Consider the following 19,635-nt stretch of genomic DNA (forward strand, 5'->3'; position numbering starts at 1 on the left):
GGGAGTCCACCACATGTCCGTTTTATTGATTGCCGGCAGCCCCTCGGAGCGATCCCGCTCCGCCGTCCTGCTGGACGCCGTGCAGCAGCGCCTGCAGCTGCATGGTGCGCAGGTGGACCGGGTGCAGATCCGCGACCTGTCGCCCCAGGCCCTGTTGCTGGCCAACGTGGCCCACCCCAGCATCGCCCAGGCAATTGCCCAGGTGGCGCGGGCCACGGCGGTGGTGGTGGCCACGCCCATCTACAAGGCGGCGTACAGCGGTGTGCTGAAGCTGTTCCTGGACCTGCTGCCGCAGACCGCCTTCAAGGGCAAAACCGTGCTGCCGGTGGCCACCGGTGGCAGCCCGCACCACATGCTGGCGCTGGACTACGCGCTGCGCCCGGTGCTGCAGTCGCTGTCGGCCGAGCACATCCTGCCGGGCGTGTTTGCCATCGATGCCCAGGTGGTGTTGTTGCCGCAAGAAGGCCAGCAGATCGATGTGGAGTTGGCGCGCCGGCTGGAAGGCGTGGTGGACCTGCTGCCATTTACCGGCAAGCGCAAGCCTGTGGTGCAGCCGCACTACGCGCCGGTGCAGTTTGCCGACGTGCGCTGTAGCGTTTAAACCGCTCCACCCCTTCTTTCACCGTTTGCCTTTTGACCGCTGCGCAGTGGCAGGGCAGAGCTTTGCCTGCGCATACCCAAGACACCAGAGCACACCATGAGCACATCCAACTTTGAACAACGCCGCCGCCTGCTGATCGCCGGCGCATCCGCCGCCAGCCTGGCACTGCCAGCCGTCAACGCCTTGGCCCAAACGCCCGTCACCCGCACCCTGCGCATCGGCAACCAGAAAGGCGTGCTGAGCTTCTTGAAGGCCCGTGGCACGCTGGAAAAGCGACTGGCCCCGCTGGGCGTTAACGTCACCTGGACCGAATTCAACGCCGGCCCGGTGCAGCTGGAGGCGCTGAACGTGGGCTCCATCGACTTTGGTGATGTGGGCGAAGCACCGCCCATCTTCGCCCAGGCCGCTGGCGCACCCCTGGTCTACGCGGCGGCCACCGTGCCACGCCCCACCAGCGAGGCGATTGTGGTGCCCAAGGCCTCGGCCATCCAGAAGGTGACGGACCTCAAGGGCAAGAAGATTGCCTACAACAAGGGCTCCAACGTGCAGTTCTTCCTGGCCAAGCTGCTGGAAAAGAACGGCCTGGCCTACACCGATGTGCAGCACGTGCACCTGGCGCCCGCCGACGCACGCGCCGCCTTTGTGCAGGGCTCGGTGGACGCCTGGGTGATCTGGGACCCGTTCCTGGCCGCTGCGCAAAAGAGTGCCGATGCCCGCCTGCTGGCCGACGCCACCGGCGTGGTCAACAACCGCGGCTATTACTTCACCTCGCGCAGCTTTGCCGAGAAGAATGCCGACATCTTGCGCATCGCGGTGGAGGAGGTTGGCGCCATCGAGAAATGGGCCGGCAGCCAGCGCTCTGATGCTGCCACCGAATACGCTGCCGTGCTGGGTCTGGACCGTGGCGTTGTCGAGGTGGCGGTGAACCGCACGCCCTACGGCACGGTCGCCATCACCAAGGCCATCCTGGCCGAGCAGCAGCAAATCGCCGACACCTTCTGGGAGCTGAAGCTGCTGCCCAAAAAGATCAGCATTTTGGAAGCCGCCCAGGCCGGCGTGGCCTGAGGTGCTGGCCATGGCGACCCGCAGCCCCACCACAGACACGCAGCAACGCACGCAACAGAACGTGCAACAGAACGCGCTGCGCCTGCTGGTGACCACGGCAGTGAGTTGGGGGCTTTTTAGCCCTCCAGCGCAGGGGTTACCTGCGCTGGTAGCTACTAAATTGGTAGCGAATGGCCTGTTCCGCCCCTGGGGCGTGGCACCGGTTCGCTATCTGCGCTGCGTGTCCAGCCGTGGCAACCACCGGGTCGATGCCCGCCGTTAACTTTCACGTTCGCGATTTTTGGAGTTGTTTGCAATGCAAGTCTTCTGGTTCATCCCCACCCACGGCGACAGCCGCTACCTCGGTACCAGCGAAGGTGCGCGTGAGGTCAATTTCGACTACCTGAAGCAGGTAGCCCAGGCCGCCGACAGCGTGGGCTATGAAGGCGTGCTGATCCCCACCGGCCGCTCCTGCGAAGACCCCTGGGTGGTGGCCTCGGCGCTGTTGCCGGTGACCAAGCGCCTGAAGTTCCTGGTCGCTGTGCGCCCCGGCCTGCACCAGCCGGCCCTGGCCGCACGCATGGCCGCCACCTTTGACCGTCTGTCCGGCGGCCGCCTGCTGATCAACCTGGTGACCGGCGGCGACCAGATTGAGCTGGAGGGCGACGGCGTGTATCTGGACCACGCCCAGCGCTACGAACAGTCGGCCGAATTCATCCGCATCTGGCGCAACATCCTGGCGCGCAGCCACGACGGCGAAAGCTATGACTTCGAGGGCAAGCACCTGAGCGTGAAGGGCGCCAAGCTGCTCTACCCGCCGCTGCAGGAACCGCACCCGCCGGTGTACTTCGGCGGTTCGTCTGACGCTGCGCACGACCTGGCTGCCGAGCAGGTTGAGACCTACCTCACCTGGGGCGAGCCACCCGCCGAGGTCGCTAAAAAGGTGGCCGACGTGCGCGCCCGCGCCGCCAAGCAGAACCGCACCGTCAAGTTCGGCATCCGCCTGCACGTCATCGTGCGCGAGACGGATGCCGAGGCCTGGGCCGCAGCCGACAGTCTGATCAGCAAGCTCGACGACGACACCGTGATCCGCGCCCAGGCTGCGTTTGCCCGCATGGATTCACAGGGCCAGCGCCGCATGGCCGCCCTGCACGCTGGTGGCAAGAAGCGCACCCGCGCCGACCTGGAAATCAGCCCCAACCTCTGGGCCGGTGTGGGCCTGGTACGCGGCGGTGCCGGCACTGCCCTGGTGGGCGACCCCAAGACCGTGGCCGCGCGCCTGCAGGAATACGCCGACCTGGGGCTGGACACCTTTGTGCTGTCTGGCTACCCGCACTTGGAAGAGGCTTACCGCTTCGCCGAGCTGGTGTTCCCGCTGCTGCCGCTGTCGCTGCGCAATAAGTTGCCCGGCCAGACCTTGACCGGCCCGTTTGGCGAGGTGATTGGCAATAACTTTGTACCCCAGGCATCGCAAAGCTGACAACCCCTTCAAGAAGAGCGCCGCCATGAACATCCACTCCATCCACCACGCGCAGCTGGGCTTTCGGGCCGGTGACGAGGCGCAGATACGCCGCTTCTACAACCAGCTGATAGGCCTGACCGAATTCAAGGTGGGCCAGCAGCCAACCGAAGGCGCGCCGCTGCGCTTTGTGGCCGGCCACCAGCGCGTGGACCTGGTGCCCACCGAAAACTGGCAGCCCAGCCCCCTGCCCGCGCACCTGGCTTTTGAGGTGCAGGACCTGCCCAGCCTGCGCCGGCGCCTGCTGTCGGCCGACGTGGTGCTGGAGGAAACCCAGCCCCTGGTCGGCCACTTGCGCTTTTACGTGAAAGACCCGGCGGGCAACCGCCTGGAGTTTCTGGAGCCCGATGCATCCCAAGCGAGTACGGTATGAGCAGCACTGTTTCCCACAACATCCACCAACAAGCATCCCGTTCCCTGCCGCAAGAGAGCGAGCTACAGGTCACGCCGTTTCCGCACGCATTTGCAGAAGCGCTGGAGGCCCCGGACGCCCCCCCACCTTCGCGCAACTTTGCCCAGCTGAAGGCATTCGCCGCCAGCGTAGGGCAGGGCTTGTTGCCCTGGTTGGTGCCCATCACCTTGATCGTGGTCTGGCAGGTCGCGTCGTCCCTGGGCTGGCTATCCACCCGGGTGCTGCCCGCACCGGTGGACGTGGTCAAGGCAGCATGGACGCTGACCTTGTCCGGCGAATTGCTTACCCACGTCAAGGTGAGCGCTGGCCGCGCCCTGACCGGCCTGGCCATCGGCGGTGGCCTGGGTTTGCTGCTGGGCCTGTTGACCGGCTCGGTGAAGTTTTTTGAAACCCTGCTGGATTCCAGTATCCAGATGGTGCGCAACATCCCGGCGCTGGCGCTGATACCGCTGGTGATTCTGTGGTTCGGCATCGACGAGATGGCCAAGCTGTTTTTGATCGCCGTGTCGGTGTTCTTCCCGATCTATCTCAACACCTTCCACGGCATCCGCAATGTGGACCCGCAACTGATCGAAATGGGCCGCACCTACGGCCTGTCGCGCTGGCAGCTGTACCGCGACGTGGTGCTGCCGGGTGCGCTGTCCAGCATTCTGGTGGGGCTGCGCTTTTCGCTGGGGCTGATGTGGGTGATTTTGATTGTGGCCGAGACCATCTCCGCCCAGTCCGGTATCGGCTACCTGACCATGAACGCCCGCGAATTTCTGCAAACCGACATCGTGCTGGTGGGCATCTTGTTGTACGCCCTGCTGGGCAAGCTGGCCGATCTGTTCGCCCGTGGGCTAGAGCGCTGGTGGCTGCGTTGGCACCCCGGTTATCAATGAACCCGCTGTGGATTGCGTAAAACCATGAACTTTTCTATCCATCGACGCGCTGCGCTGGCTTCCATCGCCGCCGTGGCCGCAGGCCCGTTGCTGGCGCAAACTGTGGCTCCTTTCACTGTGCGTATCGGCTACCAAAAGTCGTCTACTTTGGTGGTGGTGCTGAAGACCCAGGGTGTGCTGGATAAACAGCTGGCGGCGCTGGGTGCCAAGGTCAGCTGGCATGAATTCACCAGCGGCCTGCCGCTGCTGGAGGCGCTGAACCTGGGCAATATCGACATCAGTGCCGACGTGGCAGATACCGTGCCCGTGTTCGCGCAGGCGGCAGGGGCCAAGCTGACCTTTGTGGCCCAGGAGGCGCCTTCGCCAGCTGCCCAGGCCATCGTGGTGCGCGCCGATTCGCCCATCAAGACGCTGGCCGACCTGAAGGGCAAGAAGATCGGTTTTGCCAAGGCCGCCGGCGTGCACTACCTGCTGCTGGCTGCGCTGGAGAAGGCCGGCCTGTCGTTCAAGGACATCGAGCCCGCCTACCTGACGCCGGCTGACGGCCGCGCGGCCTTTGAGCGTGGCGCCATCGACGCCTGGGTGGTGTGGGACCCGTTCCTGTCCGCCGCGCAGCGCCAGTCCAGCCTGCGCGTGCTGGCCGATGGCACGGGCATCGCCTCGTACCAGCGCTACTACCTGGCGGGTACGCCGTTTGCCCAGGCCCACCCCGAGGTGCTGCAACTGCTCTATACCGAGCTGCAAAAAGCCGGTGTCTGGGTTAAGCAAAAACCGCAGGACGCGGCTGCGCTGCTGGCACCCGTCTGGGGGCTGGACGCCGCCACCGTCGAGCAGGCCAACAGCCGCCGCAGCTACGCCGTGCGGCCCGTGGTGGCCAACGTGCTGGGCGAGCAGCAGCGCATTGCAGACGCCTTCTTCTCTGAAAAGCTGCTGCCGCGCAAAGTCAACGCGCTGGACGCCGCCCTGTTTCAACCCGGAGCTTGAATCGATGAGCAACACCACACAGGGCGGCGTCAAGCTGGAAGCCCGCAGCCTTACCAAAAAATATGGCGAGCGCGAGGTACTGCGCAAGGCGCAGCTGACCGTTGAGCCCGGCCAGTTCATCGCCATCGTGGGCCGCAGCGGCTGCGGCAAAAGCACCTTGCTGCGCCTGGTTGCCGGGCTGGAAGCCGCCAGCAGCGGTGCACTGTCCATAGACGACAAGGCCGTGCACGGCCTGCACGACGACACCCGCATCATGTTCCAGGAGTCGCGCCTGCTGCCCTGGCGCCGCGTGCTGGACAACGTGGTGCTGGGCCTGCCGCCCGAGGCGCGTTCGCGTGGTGAAGAGGTGTTGGCCCAGGTCGGCCTGGCCGACCGCAAGAACGAATGGCCGTCGCGCCTGTCCGGCGGTCAGCGCCAGCGCGTGGCCCTGGCCCGCGCCCTGGTGCGCCAGCCGCGCCTGCTGCTGCTGGACGAGCCCCTGGGCGCGCTGGACGCTTTGACCCGCATCGAGATGCACCGCCTGATCGAAAGCCTGTGGCAGCAGCACCGCTTCACCGCGCTGCTGGTGACCCACGACGTGCAGGAAGCCGTGGCCCTGGCCGACCGCGTGATCCTGATCGAAGACGGCCGCATCGCGTTGGACGAAACCATCGCCCTGGCCCGGCCGCGCTCGCAGGGTGACGCCGAGTTTGCCCGCATCGAAAAACGCATCCTCGACCGCGTGCTACAGAAACCGGAGCAGCCTGCGCACGTTCCACCTGCGCGGGGCGGCGATTTGACACCCATCTTCGGTCTCAATTGGGCAATTTGATTTTCACCACAACCTTCGGGAGACAGCATGGCAAGAGACAGCAGCAACTGGAAGTTTGAAACCAAGTCGGTCCACGCCGGCTACTCGCCGGACCCGACAACGCGCGCAGTCGCGCCGCCGATCTACCAGACCGTGGCCTATGCTTTTGACAGCGCGCAGCACGGCGCCGACCTGTTCGACCTGAAGGTGCCGGGCAATATCTACACCCGGATCATGAATCCGACGCAGGACATCCTGGAGCAGCGTGTGGCGGCCCTGGAAGGTGGCATTGCCGCGCTGGCCCTGGCCTCTGGCCAGGCGGCGGTGACCTATGCGATCCAGACGATTGCCGAGGCGGGCGACAACATCATCAGCAGCACCGCGCTGTACGGCGGCACCTACAACCTGTTCGCCCACACGTTGCCGCAATTTGGCATCACCACCCGCTTTGCCGACCACCGCGACCCGAAGAGCTTTGAAGGCCTGTTCGACGACAAGACCAAGGCGGTGTTTGTCGAGTCGCTGGGCAACCCCGCCGGCAATGTGACCGACATCGCGGCCATTGCCGAGATCGCCCACCGCCACGGCGTGCCGCTGATCGTCGACAACACCGTGCCCAGCCCCTACCTGAGCCGGCCTATCGAGCATGGCGCCGACATCGTGGTGCATTCGCTGACCAAATACCTGGGCGGCCACGGCACCAGCATTGGCGGGGCCATCGTCGATTCGGGCAAGTTCCCCTGGGCCGAGCACAAGGCGCGCTTCAAGCGCCTGAATGAGCCCGACCCCAGCTACCACGGCGTGGTCTACACCGAGGCCCTGGGCGCTGCCGCCTACATCGGCCGGGCGCGCGTGGTGCCGCTGCGCAATACCGGTGCGGCCATTTCGCCGTTCAACGCCTTCCTGATCCTGCAAGGCATCGAGACTCTGGCCCTGCGCATGGACCGCATCAATAGCAACACCTTGGCGATTGCCCAGCACCTGCGCGGCGCGGCCAAGGTGAAGTGGGTGAACTACGCCGGCCTGGAAGACCATGCCGACTACCCACTGGCCAAGAAGTACCTCAGCGGCAAGGCCTCGGGCATTCTGACCTTTGGCGTCACCGGTGGGCGTGAAGCCGGTGCGCGCTTCCTGGATGCGCTGCAGCTGTTCACCCGCCTGGTGAATATTGGCGACGTGCGCTCGCTGGCCACGCACCCGGCGTCCACCACGCACCGCCAGCTCAACCCGGCCGAGCTGGCCAAGGCGGGCGTGGGCGAAGACACGGTGCGCCTGTCGGTCGGCATCGAGCATATCGACGACCTGCTGGCCGATCTGGACCAGGCACTGGCGGCTGTGTAAGCAATTTCAGATTTATATAAAAAAGGCCTCTGGCGCAGGTATTACCTGCGCTAGTGGCTACGTAATTAATAGCAAACCGATTTTTTAACCAGGAGTAAACCCATGTCTATCCAAGCCATCAACGTACGCAACCAATTCCGCGGCAAGATCAAGGAAATCATCCGTGGTGATGTCGTTTCTGAAATCGACGTCGAAACCCCTTGGGGCATCGTCACCTCGGTCATCACCACCCGCTCGGTCAACGACCTGCAACTGGTGGTGGGCAGCGAAGTCGTGGCCCTGGTGAAGTCCACTGAAGTGTCGATCGCCAAGCTGTAAGGGCTGACGCTGTATCCACATGATTGAGCTGCATAACATCCACCAGACTTACCCCGGCCCACAAGGCCCGGTGCAAGCGTTGCAGGGCATCGACCTGCACATCCAGGCGGGTGAAATTTTCGGGGTGATCGGGCGCAGTGGCGCGGGCAAGAGCTCGCTGGTGCGCACCATCAACCTGCTGAACCGGCCCTCGCAAGGGCAGGTCCGTGTCGATGGGCAAGATCTGACGGCGCTGGACGCCACCGCGCTGCGTGCCGCCCGGCACCAGATCGGCATGGTGTTCCAGCACTTCAACCTGCTGTCCTCACGGACAATTTTTGACAATGTGGCGCTGCCGCTGGAGTTGGTAGGCACGCGCCCGGCGCTGATCAAGGACCGGGTCGATGGCCTGCTGGACCTGGTCGGCCTGTCGGCGCTGCGCGACCGCTACCCCGCGCAAATCAGCGGCGGGCAAAAGCAGCGCGTGGGCATTGCCCGGGCGCTGGCCAGCAACCCCAAGGTCTTGCTGTCCGACGAAGCCACTTCGGCGCTCGATCCGGAAACCACCCGTTCTATCCTCGGCCTGCTGCGCCAGATCAACCGCGACTTTGGTCTGACCATTGTGCTGATCACGCACCAGATGCAGGTGGTCAAGCAGGTGGCCGACCGGGTGGCGGTGATAGACGCCGGCCGCATCGTGGAGCAGGGCGCGGTGATGGATGTGTTCACCCGCCCGCAACACGCCACCACCCGCAGCTTGATCGACGAGATCTTGCCGCAGGACCTGCCGGACAGCGTGCTGGCGCGCATCCGCAAGCTGATGGCCACCGAGCCGGCCCAGCAAGGCCAGCTGTTGCGGCTGGCGTTTGCGGGCGACGATTCGGACCGGCCGCTGCTGTCGGACGTGATCCGCCGCTTCGGGCTGGACCTGAACATTCTGCATGGCCAGGTGGACGAGATCCAGGGCCGCCCCTTCGGCGCGCTGGCTGTACATGTACGTGGCGCGCGCGAGCAACTGGTCGCCGCTGTGGCCCATTTACGCGGCGCTGGCGTATTGGTGCAGGAGGTTGCCCATGTTTGATACTTTTACGCCCCAATTGCTGGAGCTGTTTGCGTCCTCGTTCTGGGAGACGCTGGTGATGGTCGGCATCTCCGGCCTGGCTGGCGCCGTGATCGGCGTGCCGCTGGGTGTCTTTCTGCGGCTGACCGACCAGGGTGGTGTGCTGCACAAGCCGGCGTTGAACCGGGTGATTGGCACGCTGGTGAACGCCGTGCGCTCCACGCCTTTCATCATCCTGCTGGTGGCCATCATCCCGTTCACGCGGCTGCTGACCGGTTCGTCCATTGGCACGGCTGCGGCGGTGGTACCGCTGACGATTGCTTCCGCACCCTTCATCGCCCGGCTGGTGGAAACCGCGCTGCGCGAGGTGGATGCCGGTTTGGTGGAGGCGGCCCAGGCCATGGGTGCGAGCACCTTGCAAATCGTCTTCAAGGTGCTGCTGCCCGAGGCGCTGCCCGGCATCGTGGCAGCGGTAACCATCACCCTGGTGAGCCTGACCGGCTACTCGGCCATGGCCGGCGCCATCGGTGGCGGTGGGTTGGGTGACCTGGGTATCCGCTACGGCTACCAGCGCTTTCTGCCCGAGGTGATGCTGGCCGTGGTGCTGGTGCTGATCGTCTTTGTGCAGGCACTGCAAAGCCTGGGCGACTGGCTGGTGCGACGCATCAGCCACAAGTAAATATTTTTAGGGAGTTAGCCATGTACAAAAGAACATTCATCCAGTCCGCTGTCGTGTTGGCCACCAGCCTGTTGCTGGCCGGTGGCGTGCTGGCGCAGGACAAACCGCTGAAAGTCGGCGTCACCGCCGGACCGCACGCGCAGATCTTTGAGCAGGTGAAAAAGATCGCGGAGAAGGATGGGCTGAAGATCCAGATCGTCGAATTCAGCGACTACATCCAGCCCAATGCCGCCCTGGCTTCAGGTGATCTGGACCTGAACAGCTACCAGCACAAGCCCTTCCTGGACCAGCAGGTCAAGGACCGCGGCTACAAGATCGTGGCGGTGGGCAATACGGTCAATTTTCCGATTGGCATCTATTCCAAGAAGGTGAAGAGCCTGGCGGACCTGAAGGAGGGCGCCAAGGTCGGCATTCCGAACGACCCGACCAATGGCGGCCGGGTGCTGCTGGTGCTGCAAGACAAGGGCCTGGTCAAGCTCAAACCCGAGGCCGGCCTGAAGGCCACGCCGCTGGACGTGGTGGACAACCCCAAGAAGATCCGCTTCGTGGAGCTGGACGCGGCCCAGCTGCCGCGCTCGCTGGACGACCTGGACGCGGCGGCCATCAACACCAACTTCGCGCTGCAAGCCGGCTTGAACCCGGCCAAGGACGCGATTGCCCAGGAAAGCGCCAAGAGCCCGTACGTCAACCTGCTGGCCGTGCGCGAGCAGGATAAGGACAAGCCCTGGGTGGCCAAACTGGTCAAGGCCTACCACTCGGAGGAGATCCGCCAGTACGTGCAAACCGAGTTCAAGGGAGCGGTGTTGAGCGGCTTTTAACCCGGCTTTCCGCACTATAAAAACAGGAGCTGCAGGCGCAGGTATTTACTGCGCTGGCAGCTCTTTTTTATGTGTGAATTTGTAGCGTCTCTTCAGACAATTTGGTTCTAAGCTCATGCGCATAAACAAACAGCAATTCAGTCGTTGGAGTTTGGCTCCGGCCTGCCCACAATCCGGGCCATGACGCAAACCAGAATTCTCATCGTGCCCGGCTGGCGCAATTCCGGCCCCGGGCATTGGCAGACCTTGTGGTCCGAGAGCGTGGCCGGCGTGGAGCGCGTGGACCAGGACGACTGGGTCACACCCACCCGCGCGGCCTGGGTGGCCTCCATTACCCGGGCGATACTGGCCAGGCCTGGCCCCGTGGTGGTGGTGGCCCACAGCCTGGGCTGCATCGCCACCACCCATTTGCCGCCCGAAGCGGTGGAGCGCATCCAGGGCGCGCTGCTGGTGGCCCCGGCCGACCCCGAGCGTCGCGCCATCCTGAACGACTTTGCGCCCGTGCCCTATGCCCGCCTGCCGTACCGTAGCGTGCTGGTGGCCAGCAGCAACGATCCGTACTGCCCGGTGCGCTTGGCCGGTGCCTATGCGCGCGCCTGGGGCAGCGAGATGGTGCGTCTGCAGGACGCGGGGCATATCAACATCGCCTCCGGCCATGGCGACTGGCCGCTGGGTCTGGCCCTGTTGCAGTCTCTGACCGGCGGGCTGTTGCAGCCGGCCGGGGGAGAGGTGCTATCGGCGGTTTCTGCGGTTTAATCTGGGGCTTGTTTGCCCCCGATTTCGCCAAGGAACCCCATGCTGCTCGACGCCCCAGAATCCCAACTCGTCCTGGTTGATTACCAGGAGCGCCTGCTACCCGCCATTTTTGAAAACACCGCTGTGCTGGCCAACGCCATGCGCCTGGCCCAGGCCGCCCAGCTGTTGGAAGTGCCGGTCTGGGGCACCGAGCAAAACCCGTCCAAGCTGGGCCAAAACCCGGCCGAGATGCGCGCCTTGTGCCGCGACACCCTGAGCAAAATGCATTTCAGTGGCATGGAAGAGGGCCTGGGCGAGTGGTTGCGGCCGCCCGCCAAGCCGGTGCAAGGCAATGCCCGCAGCCTGCCCAAGCATCTGCAGAAGCCGCAAAACGCCGCGCCCGAGCGCAATACCATCGTCATTGCGGGGCTGGAAGCGCACGTTTGTCTGCTGCAAACCGCGCTGGACCTGCTGGAAGACGAGTTCGAGGTTTGGGTGGTCACCGACGCCTGCAGCTCGCGCACCGAACGCAACCGCGACGCCGCCTTTGACCGCCTGGCCGGTGCCGGCGCCGAGCTGGTTACCACCGAGATGGTGCTGTTCGAATGGCTGCGCACCGCCGAGCATGCGGACTTCAAAGCGGTGCAGGCCTTGGTAAAGTAATGTTTCTCCCGCACCACATAGAGTTTTAAATAAAAAATGGGGCTGGCGCATATACGGCGTGCGCTGGCAGCTATTAAAAAAATAGCGGGTACCTGTTCTTCGCCCGTAACTCGGCACCACACGCCCCATATTGGGTAGATAATCCCGCCCGTACTAGGCCCTTCCTGCCACAGTCGCATCCGCCAATCGGTCCAGCCGTGTCGCGGAAGGTTAATTAAACCCAGCTTTAACCAGCTAATGTTTCCTGCAGGGAAACGGAGGTCAGCGGAATATGAGTGAACCAGTCTCTTCGGTGTACCAAGCCTACCAAGGCAACACCTATCTCTTCGGTGGCAATGCCCCCTATGTAGAAGAACTCTACGAAAACTACCTTGCAAACCCCGGTAGCGTGCCCGACAACTGGCGCGATTACTTTGACGCGCTGCAAAACGTGCCTGCCGTGGACGGCAGCGATGCCAAGGACGTGCCCCACCTGCCCGTGGTGAACGCCTTCGCAGAACGCGCCAAGCAAGGTGGCACCAAGGTGGTCATGGCGACTGGCGCCGACTCCGAAATGGGCCGCAAGCGTACCGCCGTGCAGCAGCTGATCGCTGCGTACCGCAATGTGGGCGTACGTTGGGCCGATCTGGACCCGCTGAAACGCACCGAGCGCGACAAGATTCCCGAGCTGGACCCATCCTTCTACGGCTTCACCGACGCCGACCAGGAAACCGTCTACAACACCAGCAACACCTTCTTCGGCAAAGAGACCATGTCTCTGCGCGACCTGATGAATGCGCTGCGTGAAACGTATTGCGGCACCATCGGCGCCGAATACATGTACACCACCGACCAGAATAAAAAGCGCTGGTGGCAACAAAAGCTGGAAGGCATCCGTAGCAAGCCCAGCCTGTCCCGAGAGAAAAAGCTGCACATCCTGGACCGCCTGACAGCGGCCGAAGGCCTGGAGCGCTTCCTGCATACCAAGTATGTGGGCCAAAAGCGCTTCTCCCTGGAAGGTGGTGAAAGCTTCATCGCCGCCATGGACGAGCTGATCCAGATGGGTGGCACCAAGGGCGTGCAAGAAATCGTCATCGCCATGGCCCACCGCGGCCGCCTGAACGTGCTGGTGAACTCGCTGGGCAAAGTGCCCGCCGACCTGTTCGCCGAGTTCGACCACACCGCCCCCGAAGACCTGCCTTCCGGCGACGTGAAGTACCACCAAGGCTTCAGCTCCGACGTGTCCACCCCTGGCGGCCCAGTGCATTTGACGCTGGCCTTCAATCCTTCCCACCTGGAAATCGTGAACCCGGTGGTCGAAGGCTCGGTGCGCGCCCGTATGGACCGCCGTGCCGACCCCGAAGGCAAGCAAGTGCTGCCTGTGCTGGTACACGGCGATGCGGCTTTTGCCGGCCAAGGCGTGGTCATGGAAACCCTGGCGCTGGCCGAAACCCGTGGTTATTTCACGGGCGGCACGGTGCATATCGTGATCAACAACCAGATCGGTTTCACCACCAGCGACCCACGCGACAGCCGCTCTACGCTGTACTGCTCGGACGTGGTCAAGATGATCGAAGCGCCTGTGCTGCACGTCAACGGTGACGATCCTGAAGCCGTGGTGCTGGCAACCCAAATCGCGCTGGACTACCGCATGGAGTTCCAACGCGACGTGGTGGTGGACATCATCTGCTTCCGCAAACTGGGCCACAACGAGCAAGATACGCCGGCGCTGACCCAGCCACTGATGTACAAGAAGATCGCCAAGCACCCCGGCACGCGCAAGCTGTACGCCGACAAGCTGGCGGCCCAAGGCTTCGGCGAAACGCTGGGTGACGATATGGTCAAGGCCATGCGCGCCGCACTGGACGCAGGCAAGAACACCTTCGACCCGGTGCTGACCAACTTCAAGAGCAAGTACGCAGTGGATTGGTCCCCGTACCTGAACCGCAAGTGGACCGACGCTGGCGACACCGCTATTCCGCTGTCCGAGTGGAAGCGCCTGGCTGAAAAGCTGACCACGCTGCCTGCCAGCATCACCCCGCACGCTCTGGTGAAGAAGGTTTATGACGACCGCGCTGCCATGGGCCGTGGTGACATTCCGGTGGACTGGGGCATGGGCGAGCACATGGCGTTCGCCTCCCTGGTGGCCAGTGGCTACCCCGTGCGCCTGAGCGGTGAAGACTGCGGCCGCGGTACCTTTACCCACCGCCATGCGGTGATCCATGACCAGAACCGTGAAAAGTTCGACGAAGGCACCTACACGCCTCTGCAAAACGTGGCCGACAACCAGGCTCCGTTCGTCGTCATCGACTCCATCCTGTCCGAAGAAGCGGTGCTGGCATTCGAATACGGCTATGCCTCGAACGACCCCAACACCCTGGTGATCTGGGAAGCCCAGTTCGGCGACTTCGCCAACGGCGCCCAGGTGGTGATCGACCAGTTCATCGCCTCCGGTGAAGTGAAGTGGGGCCGTGTCAACGGCATCACCTTGATGCTGCCGCACGGCTACGAAGGCCAAGGCCCCGAGCACAGCTCGGCCCGCCTGGAGCGCTTCATGCAGCTGAGTGCAGACACGAACATGCAAGTCGTGCAGCCCACCACCGCCAGCCAGATCTTCCACCTGTTGCGCCGCCAGATGGTGCGCAACCTGCGCAAGCCGCTGGTCATCATGACGCCCAAGTCCCTCTTGCGCGCCAAGGATGCAGCGTCTCCGCTGAGCGAGTTCACCAAGGGTGGTTTCCAGACCATCATTCCGGAGAACAAGGACGTCAAGGCCGACAAGATCAAGCGCGTCATCGCCTGCTCGGGCAAGGTCTACTACGACCTGGCCAAGAAGCGCGAAGAAAAGGGCGCAGACGACGTCGTGATCCTGCGTGTGGAACAGCTCTATCCGTTCCCGCACAAGGCTTTTGCTGCGGAACTGAAGAAGTACCCCAACGTCACGGAACTCGTGTGGTGCCAGGACGAGCCGCAAAACCAGGGCGCCTGGTTCTTCGTGCAGCACTATCTGCACGAGAACATGGCCGATGGCCAGAAGCTGGGTTACTCGGGCCGCGCGGCCTCGGCGTCTCCTGCAGCCGGCTATTCGCACCTGCACCAAGAGCAGCAAAAGGCTCTGGTCGACGGCGCGTTCGGCAAGCTCAAAGGCTTTGTCTTAACCAAATAAGCACCCCGCGTTGTGCCTCCGGGCCAACGCTGTGCCGGCTGGAGCGGTGTGCTCCGGCTCGCACGCCCCACATATAAAAATCTGGAGTTTTTGAAATGTCTATCGTTGAAGTGAAGGTTCCACAACTGTCCGAGTCCGTGGCCGAAGCCACCTTGTTGCAGTGGAAGAAGAAGGTTGGCGACGCTGTTGCCGTGGATGAAATCCTCATCGAAGTGGAAACCGACAAAGTCGTGCTGGAAGTGCCCGCACCTTCCGCCGGCGTGATCGTCGAGCTGGTCATGGGCGACGGCAGCACCGTGGCTGCCGAGCAGCTGATTGCCCGCATCGACACCGAAGGCAAGGCCGGCGCCGTGGCTGTTGCACCTGCCGCTGCAGCACCCGCTGTGGCCGCTGCTGCGCCTGCAGCCGCCGCTACCAGCACCTCCATGGCCGGCGTGCCCATGCCAGCTGCTGCCAAGCTGATGGCCGACAACGCTCTGGCCGCAGGTTCCGTGGCCGGTACCGGCAAAGACGGCCGCGTCACCAAGGGTGACGTACTGGCTGCCGTGGCCAATCCTCCTGTTGCCAAGGTAGCTGCTGCCGTGATCCCCACCGGCGTGCCTACCAAGTCCCTGCCACAGGTTTCCACCATGGCGCCTGACCTGGGCGACCGCCCTGAGCAGCGCGTGCCCATGAGCCGCCTGCGTGCCCGCGTGGCCGAGCGTCTGCTGCAATCGCAGTCCACCAACGCCATCCTCACCACCTTCAACGAAATCAACATGGCTCCGGTCATGGACATGCGCAAGCGCATGCAAGAACGTTTCGAAAAGGAACACGGCTGCAAGCTGGGTTTCATGAGCTTCTTCGTCAAGGCGGCAGTGCACGCCCTGAAGAAGTTCCCCGTGCTGAACGCCAGCGTGGACGGCAACGACATCGTCTACCACGGCTACTTCGACATCGGTATCGCCGTGGGTTCGCCACGCGGTCTGGTGGTGCCAATTTTGCGCAACGCCGACCAGATGAGCTTTGCCGACATCGAGAAGAAGATCGCCGAATACGGCCAAAAGGCACGTGACGGCAAGCTGGGCATTGAAGACATGACCGGCGGCACCTTCTCCATCTCGAACGGCGGTACCTTCGGTTCCATGTTGTCCACCCCCATCATCAACCCACCGCAATCCGCCATCCTGGGCATCCATGCCACCAAGGACCGCGCTGTGGTGGAAAACGGCCAAGTGGTGGTGCGCCCCATGAACTACTTCGCCATGTCCTACGACCACCGCATCATCGACGGCCGCGAAGCCGTGCTGGGCCTGGTGGCCATGAAGGAAGCGCTGGAAGACCCAGCCCGCCTGTTGTTTGACATTTAAGACGGTTCCAAGGGCAGCCCAGGCTGCCCTTGTTCCATGGGTCTTTACGTAATCAGATTGGAAGTTTTCATGAGCAAGAATTTTGACGTGATCGTCATCGGCGGCGGCCCCGGTGGCTATGTGGCCGCCATCCGCGCAGCCCAACTGGGCTTTAACGTGGCCTGTATCGATGAGTGGAAAAACGCCAAGGGCGGCCCCGCTTTGGGCGGCACCTGCACCAACGTGGGTTGCATTCCCTCCAAGGCGCTGCTGCAGTCCAGCGAGCACTTTGACCAGGCCAGCCACCACTTTGCCGACCACGGTATTTCCGTCTCCGGCCTGGAGATGGATGTGGCCAAGATGATCGCCCGCAAGGACATCGTCGTGAAGCAGAACAACGACGGCATTCAGTACCTGTTCAAAAAGAACAAGATCACCTTCTTCCACGGCCGTGGCACTTTCGCGGCAGCCAAGGACGGCGGCTACGAAATCACGGTGGGCGAAGAGTCCCTGGTCGGCAAGCACATCATCATCGCCACTGGCTCCAATGCCCGTGCCTTGCCCGGCACGCCGTTTGACGAAGAACTGGTGCTGTCCAACGACGGCGCGTTGCGCGTCGGCGCTGTGCCGAAGAAGCTGGGCCTGATCGGCTCCGGCGTGATTGGTCTGGAAATGGGTTCGGTCTGGCGCCGTCTGGGTGCCGAAGTCACCATCCTGGAAGGTCTGCCAACTTTCCTGGGCGCGGTGGACGAGCAGATCGCCAAGGAAGCCAAAAAGGCTTTCGACAAGCAAGGCCTGAAGATCAACCTCGGCGTGAAGGTCGGCGAGATCAAGACCAGCAAGAAGGGCGTGAACATCGCCTACACCGATGCCAAGGGCGAAGCCCAGACGCTGGACGTGGACAAGCTGATCGTCTCCATCGGCCGCGTGCCCAACACCATCGGCCTGGGTGCCGAAGTGGTTGGCCTGGCCCTGGACGAGCGCGGCGCGATTACGGTAGACGGCGACTGCAAGACCAACCTGCCCAATGTCTGGGCGGTGGGTGACGTGGTGCGCGGCCCCATGCTGGCGCACAAGGCCGAGGAAGAAGGCGTGGCGGTTGCCGAGCGCATCGCCGGCCAGCACGGCCATGTGAACTTCAACACCGTGCCTTGGGTGATTTACACGAATCCCGAAATCGCCTGGGTCGGCCAGACTGAGCAGCAGCTCAAGGGCGCAGGCCGTGCCTACAAGGCCGGTACCTTCCCCTTCCTGGCGAACGGCCGCGCACGTGCGCTGGGCGACACCACCGGCATGGTGAAGATGTTGGCCGACGCGGCCACGGACGAAATCCTGGGCGTGCACATCGTCGGCCCACAGGCCAGCGAGCTGATCGCCGAGTGCGTGATGGCCATGGAATTCCGCGCCAGCGCAGAAGACATCGCCCGCATCTGCCACGCCCACCCCAGCTTGAGCGAGTCCACCAAGGAAGCCGCTCTGGCCGTGGACAAGCGCACGCTGAACTTCTAATCCCGTTTTAGAAGAAAAAGGCTGCCAGCGCAGAATATATCTGCGCTGGCAGCTATTTAATTTGTAGCAACCGGAGTTTTTCTCTTTGAGCGTCAAACAGGCCTACGAGGCAGAACTGGCCCAGCGTGGCTACACCGCCGATCCGGCGCAGTTGCGCGCCGTGGAAGCACTGGAGCGTTGTGCTTCTGAGTGGGCAGCGTACAAAGAGAAGCGTTCCAACGCACTCAAGAAACTCATCAACCGCCCGGAGATTCCGCGCGGCGTCTACATGTACGGCGGGGTGGGACGTGGCAAAAGCTTTCTGATGGATTGCTTTTACAACGCCGTGCCGTTGCGGCGCAAAACCCGTCTGCACTTTCATGAATTCATGCGCGAGGTGCACCGCGAGCTGCAGGAGCTGCAGGGCACGGTGAACCCGCTGGACGAGCTGGGCAAACGCATGGCCAAGCGTTACCGCTTGATCTGCTTTGATGAATTCCACGTAGCCGACATCACCGACGCGATGATCCTGCACCGGCTGCTGGCGGCGCTGTTTGCCAATGGTGTGGGCTTTGTCACCACCTCCAACTTCAAACCCGACGACCTGTACCCCAACGGCCTGCACCGCGACCGTATCCTGCCTGCGATCGCCTTGTTGAATGAGAAGCTGGAAGTGCTGAGTGTGGACAACGGCACCGATTACCGCCGCCGCACGCTGGAGCAGGTCAAGCTCTACCATACCCCGCTGGGCCCTGAAGCGGACCAGGAGATGACCAATGCCTTCAACCGCCTGGCCGAGACGCAGGATGAAGACCCCATACTGCACATCGAAGCCCGCGAGATACGGGCCCGGCGCAAGGCCGGTGGCGTGGTGTGGTTCGACTTCCGCGAGCTGTGCGGCGGGCCGCGTTCGCAAAACGATTATCTGGAAATCGCCAGCCAGTTCCATACCGTGCTGCTCAGCGATGTGCCGTACATGCCCGTGAACATGGCGTCGCCGGCGCGGCGCTTTACCTGGTTGGTGGACGTGCTGTACGACCGCCGCTGCAAGCTGATCATGTCGGCCGCCGTGGCTCCCGAGGCGTTGTACACAGACGGCCCGCTGGCCCACGAGTTCCCGCGTACCGTGTCACGCCTGACCGAGATGCAGTCCACCGAATTCCTGGCGCTGGAGCGCCGTATCGTCGATACGCACATCACATGAAAAAGCCCCTGATTCTTTGCCTCTGCCTGCTGGGGGTGAGCCTTGTCCAGGCGCAGACCGATACTTCGGCCGACGCCGAGCAGGCCGAACGCAACCGTATTCAGTCTGAACGCGCGCAGATACAGCAGCGTTTCGACCAGGAAGAGGTCCACTGCTACCAGAAGTTTGCCGTGAACGATTGCAAGGATGCAAACCGTGCCCAGCGGCGTGACCAGATGGCCGACCTTCGCCGCCAGGAGATTTTGCTCAACGATGCCGCGCGCAAGCGCAAGGGTGCCGAGCAGCTGCAGCGCATGGAACAAAAGGCTGCCGAAGAAAGCCCGCCGGCCAGTGCAACGCCAGCTGAGAAGAGCGTGGGTACGGTGCGTGCACCGACCCCTTCCACGCCACGCCAACCCCATACCGCCGCCCAGGCCGCACAAGAAAAAGCCGCCCGCAAAGCTACGCTGGACAGCAAGCAAAAGGCTTTTGAGGAGGCCCAGGCCGCCCGTGCGCGCAAGGCTGCAACCGCCGGGGAAGAACGTGAACGCTATCTGCGCAAGCAACAGGACGCCGCCGAGCACGCGGAGCAGACCCGCAAGCGCAACGCTGAAAACACCAAGACGCCGGCGGCACCGCTGCCGCCCTGAGGCTCAAAAGCTGCCCT

General features: G+C 63.3%; 20 protein-coding genes. All 20 read left to right on the forward strand.

Annotated elements, in window-relative coordinates; all coding sequences use genetic code 11:
- Window positions 1-13 precede the first annotated feature (13 nt).
- Entirely contained in the window at window positions 14-601 is a 588-nt protein-coding gene (gene ssuE, locus AC07VY_RS05025; RefSeq protein ID WP_495096517.1) for an NADPH-dependent FMN reductase, read from the forward strand.
- Window positions 602-697: 96 nt separating this feature from the next.
- Window positions 698-1,666: a sulfonate ABC transporter substrate-binding protein gene (locus AC07VY_RS05030; protein ID WP_495096516.1), complete on the forward strand. Its 969-nt coding sequence runs from the start codon at window positions 698-700 to the stop codon at window positions 1,664-1,666.
- Between the two features lie 10 nt (window positions 1,667-1,676).
- A complete protein-coding gene (locus AC07VY_RS05035; protein ID WP_495074605.1) occupies window positions 1,677-1,928 on the forward strand; it encodes a hypothetical protein in 252 nt (83 codons plus the stop codon).
- A 33-nt stretch (window positions 1,929-1,961) separates the two neighbouring features.
- Complete coding sequence (ssuD, locus tag AC07VY_RS05040) at window positions 1,962-3,125, forward strand: FMNH2-dependent alkanesulfonate monooxygenase (protein ID WP_495096515.1); 1,164 nt, start codon at window positions 1,962-1,964, stop codon at window positions 3,123-3,125.
- A 25-nt stretch (window positions 3,126-3,150) separates the two neighbouring features.
- The gene (locus AC07VY_RS05045; RefSeq protein ID WP_495096514.1) at window positions 3,151-3,537 is read left to right on the forward strand and encodes a VOC family protein; all 387 of its coding nucleotides are present in this window, start codon (window positions 3,151-3,153) and stop codon (window positions 3,535-3,537) included.
- Complete coding sequence (gene ssuC / locus AC07VY_RS05050) at window positions 3,534-4,457, forward strand: aliphatic sulfonate ABC transporter permease SsuC (RefSeq protein ID WP_495096513.1); 924 nt, start codon at window positions 3,534-3,536, stop codon at window positions 4,455-4,457. Before AC07VY_RS05045 ends, ssuC begins: the two co-directional genes overlap by 4 nt.
- A gap of 24 nt (window positions 4,458-4,481) precedes the next feature.
- Window positions 4,482-5,441: an aliphatic sulfonate ABC transporter substrate-binding protein gene (locus AC07VY_RS05055; RefSeq protein ID WP_495096512.1), complete on the forward strand. Its 960-nt coding sequence runs from the start codon at window positions 4,482-4,484 to the stop codon at window positions 5,439-5,441.
- 4 nt (window positions 5,442-5,445) lie between these two features.
- Window positions 5,446-6,252: an ATP-binding cassette domain-containing protein gene (locus AC07VY_RS05060; RefSeq protein ID WP_495096511.1), complete on the forward strand. Its 807-nt coding sequence runs from the start codon at window positions 5,446-5,448 to the stop codon at window positions 6,250-6,252.
- Window positions 6,253-6,279: 27 nt separating this feature from the next.
- The gene (locus AC07VY_RS05065) at window positions 6,280-7,572 is read left to right on the forward strand and encodes an O-acetylhomoserine aminocarboxypropyltransferase/cysteine synthase family protein (protein WP_495096510.1); all 1,293 of its coding nucleotides are present in this window, start codon (window positions 6,280-6,282) and stop codon (window positions 7,570-7,572) included.
- A 102-nt stretch (window positions 7,573-7,674) separates the two neighbouring features.
- Entirely contained in the window at window positions 7,675-7,890 is a 216-nt protein-coding gene (locus tag AC07VY_RS05070; RefSeq protein ID WP_490593073.1) for a TOBE domain-containing protein, read from the forward strand.
- 19 nt (window positions 7,891-7,909) lie between these two features.
- The gene (locus AC07VY_RS05075) at window positions 7,910-8,950 is read left to right on the forward strand and encodes a methionine ABC transporter ATP-binding protein (protein WP_495096509.1); all 1,041 of its coding nucleotides are present in this window, start codon (window positions 7,910-7,912) and stop codon (window positions 8,948-8,950) included.
- A complete protein-coding gene (locus tag AC07VY_RS05080; protein ID WP_495096508.1) occupies window positions 8,943-9,608 on the forward strand; it encodes a methionine ABC transporter permease in 666 nt (221 codons plus the stop codon). Before AC07VY_RS05075 ends, AC07VY_RS05080 begins: the two co-directional genes overlap by 8 nt.
- Window positions 9,609-9,628: 20 nt before the next feature.
- A complete protein-coding gene (locus AC07VY_RS05085; RefSeq protein WP_495096507.1) occupies window positions 9,629-10,426 on the forward strand; it encodes a MetQ/NlpA family ABC transporter substrate-binding protein in 798 nt (265 codons plus the stop codon).
- Window positions 10,427-10,606: 180 nt separating this feature from the next.
- Complete coding sequence (locus AC07VY_RS05090) at window positions 10,607-11,182, forward strand: RBBP9/YdeN family alpha/beta hydrolase (protein WP_495074595.1); 576 nt, start codon at window positions 10,607-10,609, stop codon at window positions 11,180-11,182.
- A gap of 39 nt (window positions 11,183-11,221) precedes the next feature.
- Window positions 11,222-11,824, forward strand: coding sequence for an isochorismatase family protein (locus AC07VY_RS05095; protein WP_495096506.1), 603 nt, complete (start codon window positions 11,222-11,224; stop codon window positions 11,822-11,824).
- 271 nt (window positions 11,825-12,095) lie between these two features.
- The gene (locus tag AC07VY_RS05100) at window positions 12,096-14,969 is read left to right on the forward strand and encodes a 2-oxoglutarate dehydrogenase E1 component (protein WP_495074593.1); all 2,874 of its coding nucleotides are present in this window, start codon (window positions 12,096-12,098) and stop codon (window positions 14,967-14,969) included.
- Window positions 14,970-15,064: 95 nt separating this feature from the next.
- Entirely contained in the window at window positions 15,065-16,318 is a 1,254-nt protein-coding gene (odhB, locus tag AC07VY_RS05105; RefSeq protein ID WP_495096505.1) for a 2-oxoglutarate dehydrogenase complex dihydrolipoyllysine-residue succinyltransferase, read from the forward strand.
- A 69-nt stretch (window positions 16,319-16,387) separates the two neighbouring features.
- Window positions 16,388-17,806, forward strand: a complete 1,419-nt coding sequence (gene lpdA / locus AC07VY_RS05110) for a dihydrolipoyl dehydrogenase (protein WP_495074590.1) — start codon at window positions 16,388-16,390, stop codon at window positions 17,804-17,806.
- An 85-nt stretch (window positions 17,807-17,891) separates the two neighbouring features.
- Entirely contained in the window at window positions 17,892-18,989 is a 1,098-nt protein-coding gene (gene zapE / locus AC07VY_RS05115; protein ID WP_495074589.1) for a cell division protein ZapE, read from the forward strand.
- The gene (locus AC07VY_RS05120; protein WP_495096504.1) at window positions 18,986-19,618 is read left to right on the forward strand and encodes a hypothetical protein; all 633 of its coding nucleotides are present in this window, start codon (window positions 18,986-18,988) and stop codon (window positions 19,616-19,618) included. The genes zapE and AC07VY_RS05120 overlap by 4 nt, the downstream gene beginning before the upstream one ends.
- Window positions 19,619-19,635 lie beyond the last annotated feature (17 nt).

Source organism: Rhodoferax sp. GW821-FHT02C08 (genome assembly GCF_059421805.1).

What these genes read in the sequence shown, in the direction of transcription:
- ssuE (WP_495096517.1), top strand. Translation starts at nt 14, where the DNA reads ATGTCCGTTTTATTGATTGCCGGCAGCCCCTCGGAGCGATCCCGCTCC.
- AC07VY_RS05030 (WP_495096516.1), top strand. Translation starts at nt 698, where the DNA reads ATGAGCACATCCAACTTTGAACAACGCCGCCGCCTGCTGATCGCCGGC.
- AC07VY_RS05035 (WP_495074605.1), top strand. Translation starts at nt 1,677, where the DNA reads ATGGCGACCCGCAGCCCCACCACAGACACGCAGCAACGCACGCAACAG.
- ssuD (WP_495096515.1), top strand. Translation starts at nt 1,962, where the DNA reads ATGCAAGTCTTCTGGTTCATCCCCACCCACGGCGACAGCCGCTACCTC.
- AC07VY_RS05045 (WP_495096514.1), top strand. Translation starts at nt 3,151, where the DNA reads ATGAACATCCACTCCATCCACCACGCGCAGCTGGGCTTTCGGGCCGGT.
- ssuC (WP_495096513.1), top strand. Translation starts at nt 3,534, where the DNA reads ATGAGCAGCACTGTTTCCCACAACATCCACCAACAAGCATCCCGTTCC.
- AC07VY_RS05055 (WP_495096512.1), top strand. Translation starts at nt 4,482, where the DNA reads ATGAACTTTTCTATCCATCGACGCGCTGCGCTGGCTTCCATCGCCGCC.
- AC07VY_RS05060 (WP_495096511.1), top strand. Translation starts at nt 5,446, where the DNA reads ATGAGCAACACCACACAGGGCGGCGTCAAGCTGGAAGCCCGCAGCCTT.
- AC07VY_RS05065 (WP_495096510.1), top strand. Translation starts at nt 6,280, where the DNA reads ATGGCAAGAGACAGCAGCAACTGGAAGTTTGAAACCAAGTCGGTCCAC.
- AC07VY_RS05070 (WP_490593073.1), top strand. Translation starts at nt 7,675, where the DNA reads ATGTCTATCCAAGCCATCAACGTACGCAACCAATTCCGCGGCAAGATC.
- AC07VY_RS05075 (WP_495096509.1), top strand. Translation starts at nt 7,910, where the DNA reads ATGATTGAGCTGCATAACATCCACCAGACTTACCCCGGCCCACAAGGC.
- AC07VY_RS05080 (WP_495096508.1), top strand. Translation starts at nt 8,943, where the DNA reads ATGTTTGATACTTTTACGCCCCAATTGCTGGAGCTGTTTGCGTCCTCG.
- AC07VY_RS05085 (WP_495096507.1), top strand. Translation starts at nt 9,629, where the DNA reads ATGTACAAAAGAACATTCATCCAGTCCGCTGTCGTGTTGGCCACCAGC.
- AC07VY_RS05090 (WP_495074595.1), top strand. Translation starts at nt 10,607, where the DNA reads ATGACGCAAACCAGAATTCTCATCGTGCCCGGCTGGCGCAATTCCGGC.
- AC07VY_RS05095 (WP_495096506.1), top strand. Translation starts at nt 11,222, where the DNA reads ATGCTGCTCGACGCCCCAGAATCCCAACTCGTCCTGGTTGATTACCAG.
- AC07VY_RS05100 (WP_495074593.1), top strand. Translation starts at nt 12,096, where the DNA reads ATGAGTGAACCAGTCTCTTCGGTGTACCAAGCCTACCAAGGCAACACC.
- odhB (WP_495096505.1), top strand. Translation starts at nt 15,065, where the DNA reads ATGTCTATCGTTGAAGTGAAGGTTCCACAACTGTCCGAGTCCGTGGCC.
- lpdA (WP_495074590.1), top strand. Translation starts at nt 16,388, where the DNA reads ATGAGCAAGAATTTTGACGTGATCGTCATCGGCGGCGGCCCCGGTGGC.
- AC07VY_RS05120 (WP_495096504.1), top strand. Translation starts at nt 18,986, where the DNA reads ATGAAAAAGCCCCTGATTCTTTGCCTCTGCCTGCTGGGGGTGAGCCTT.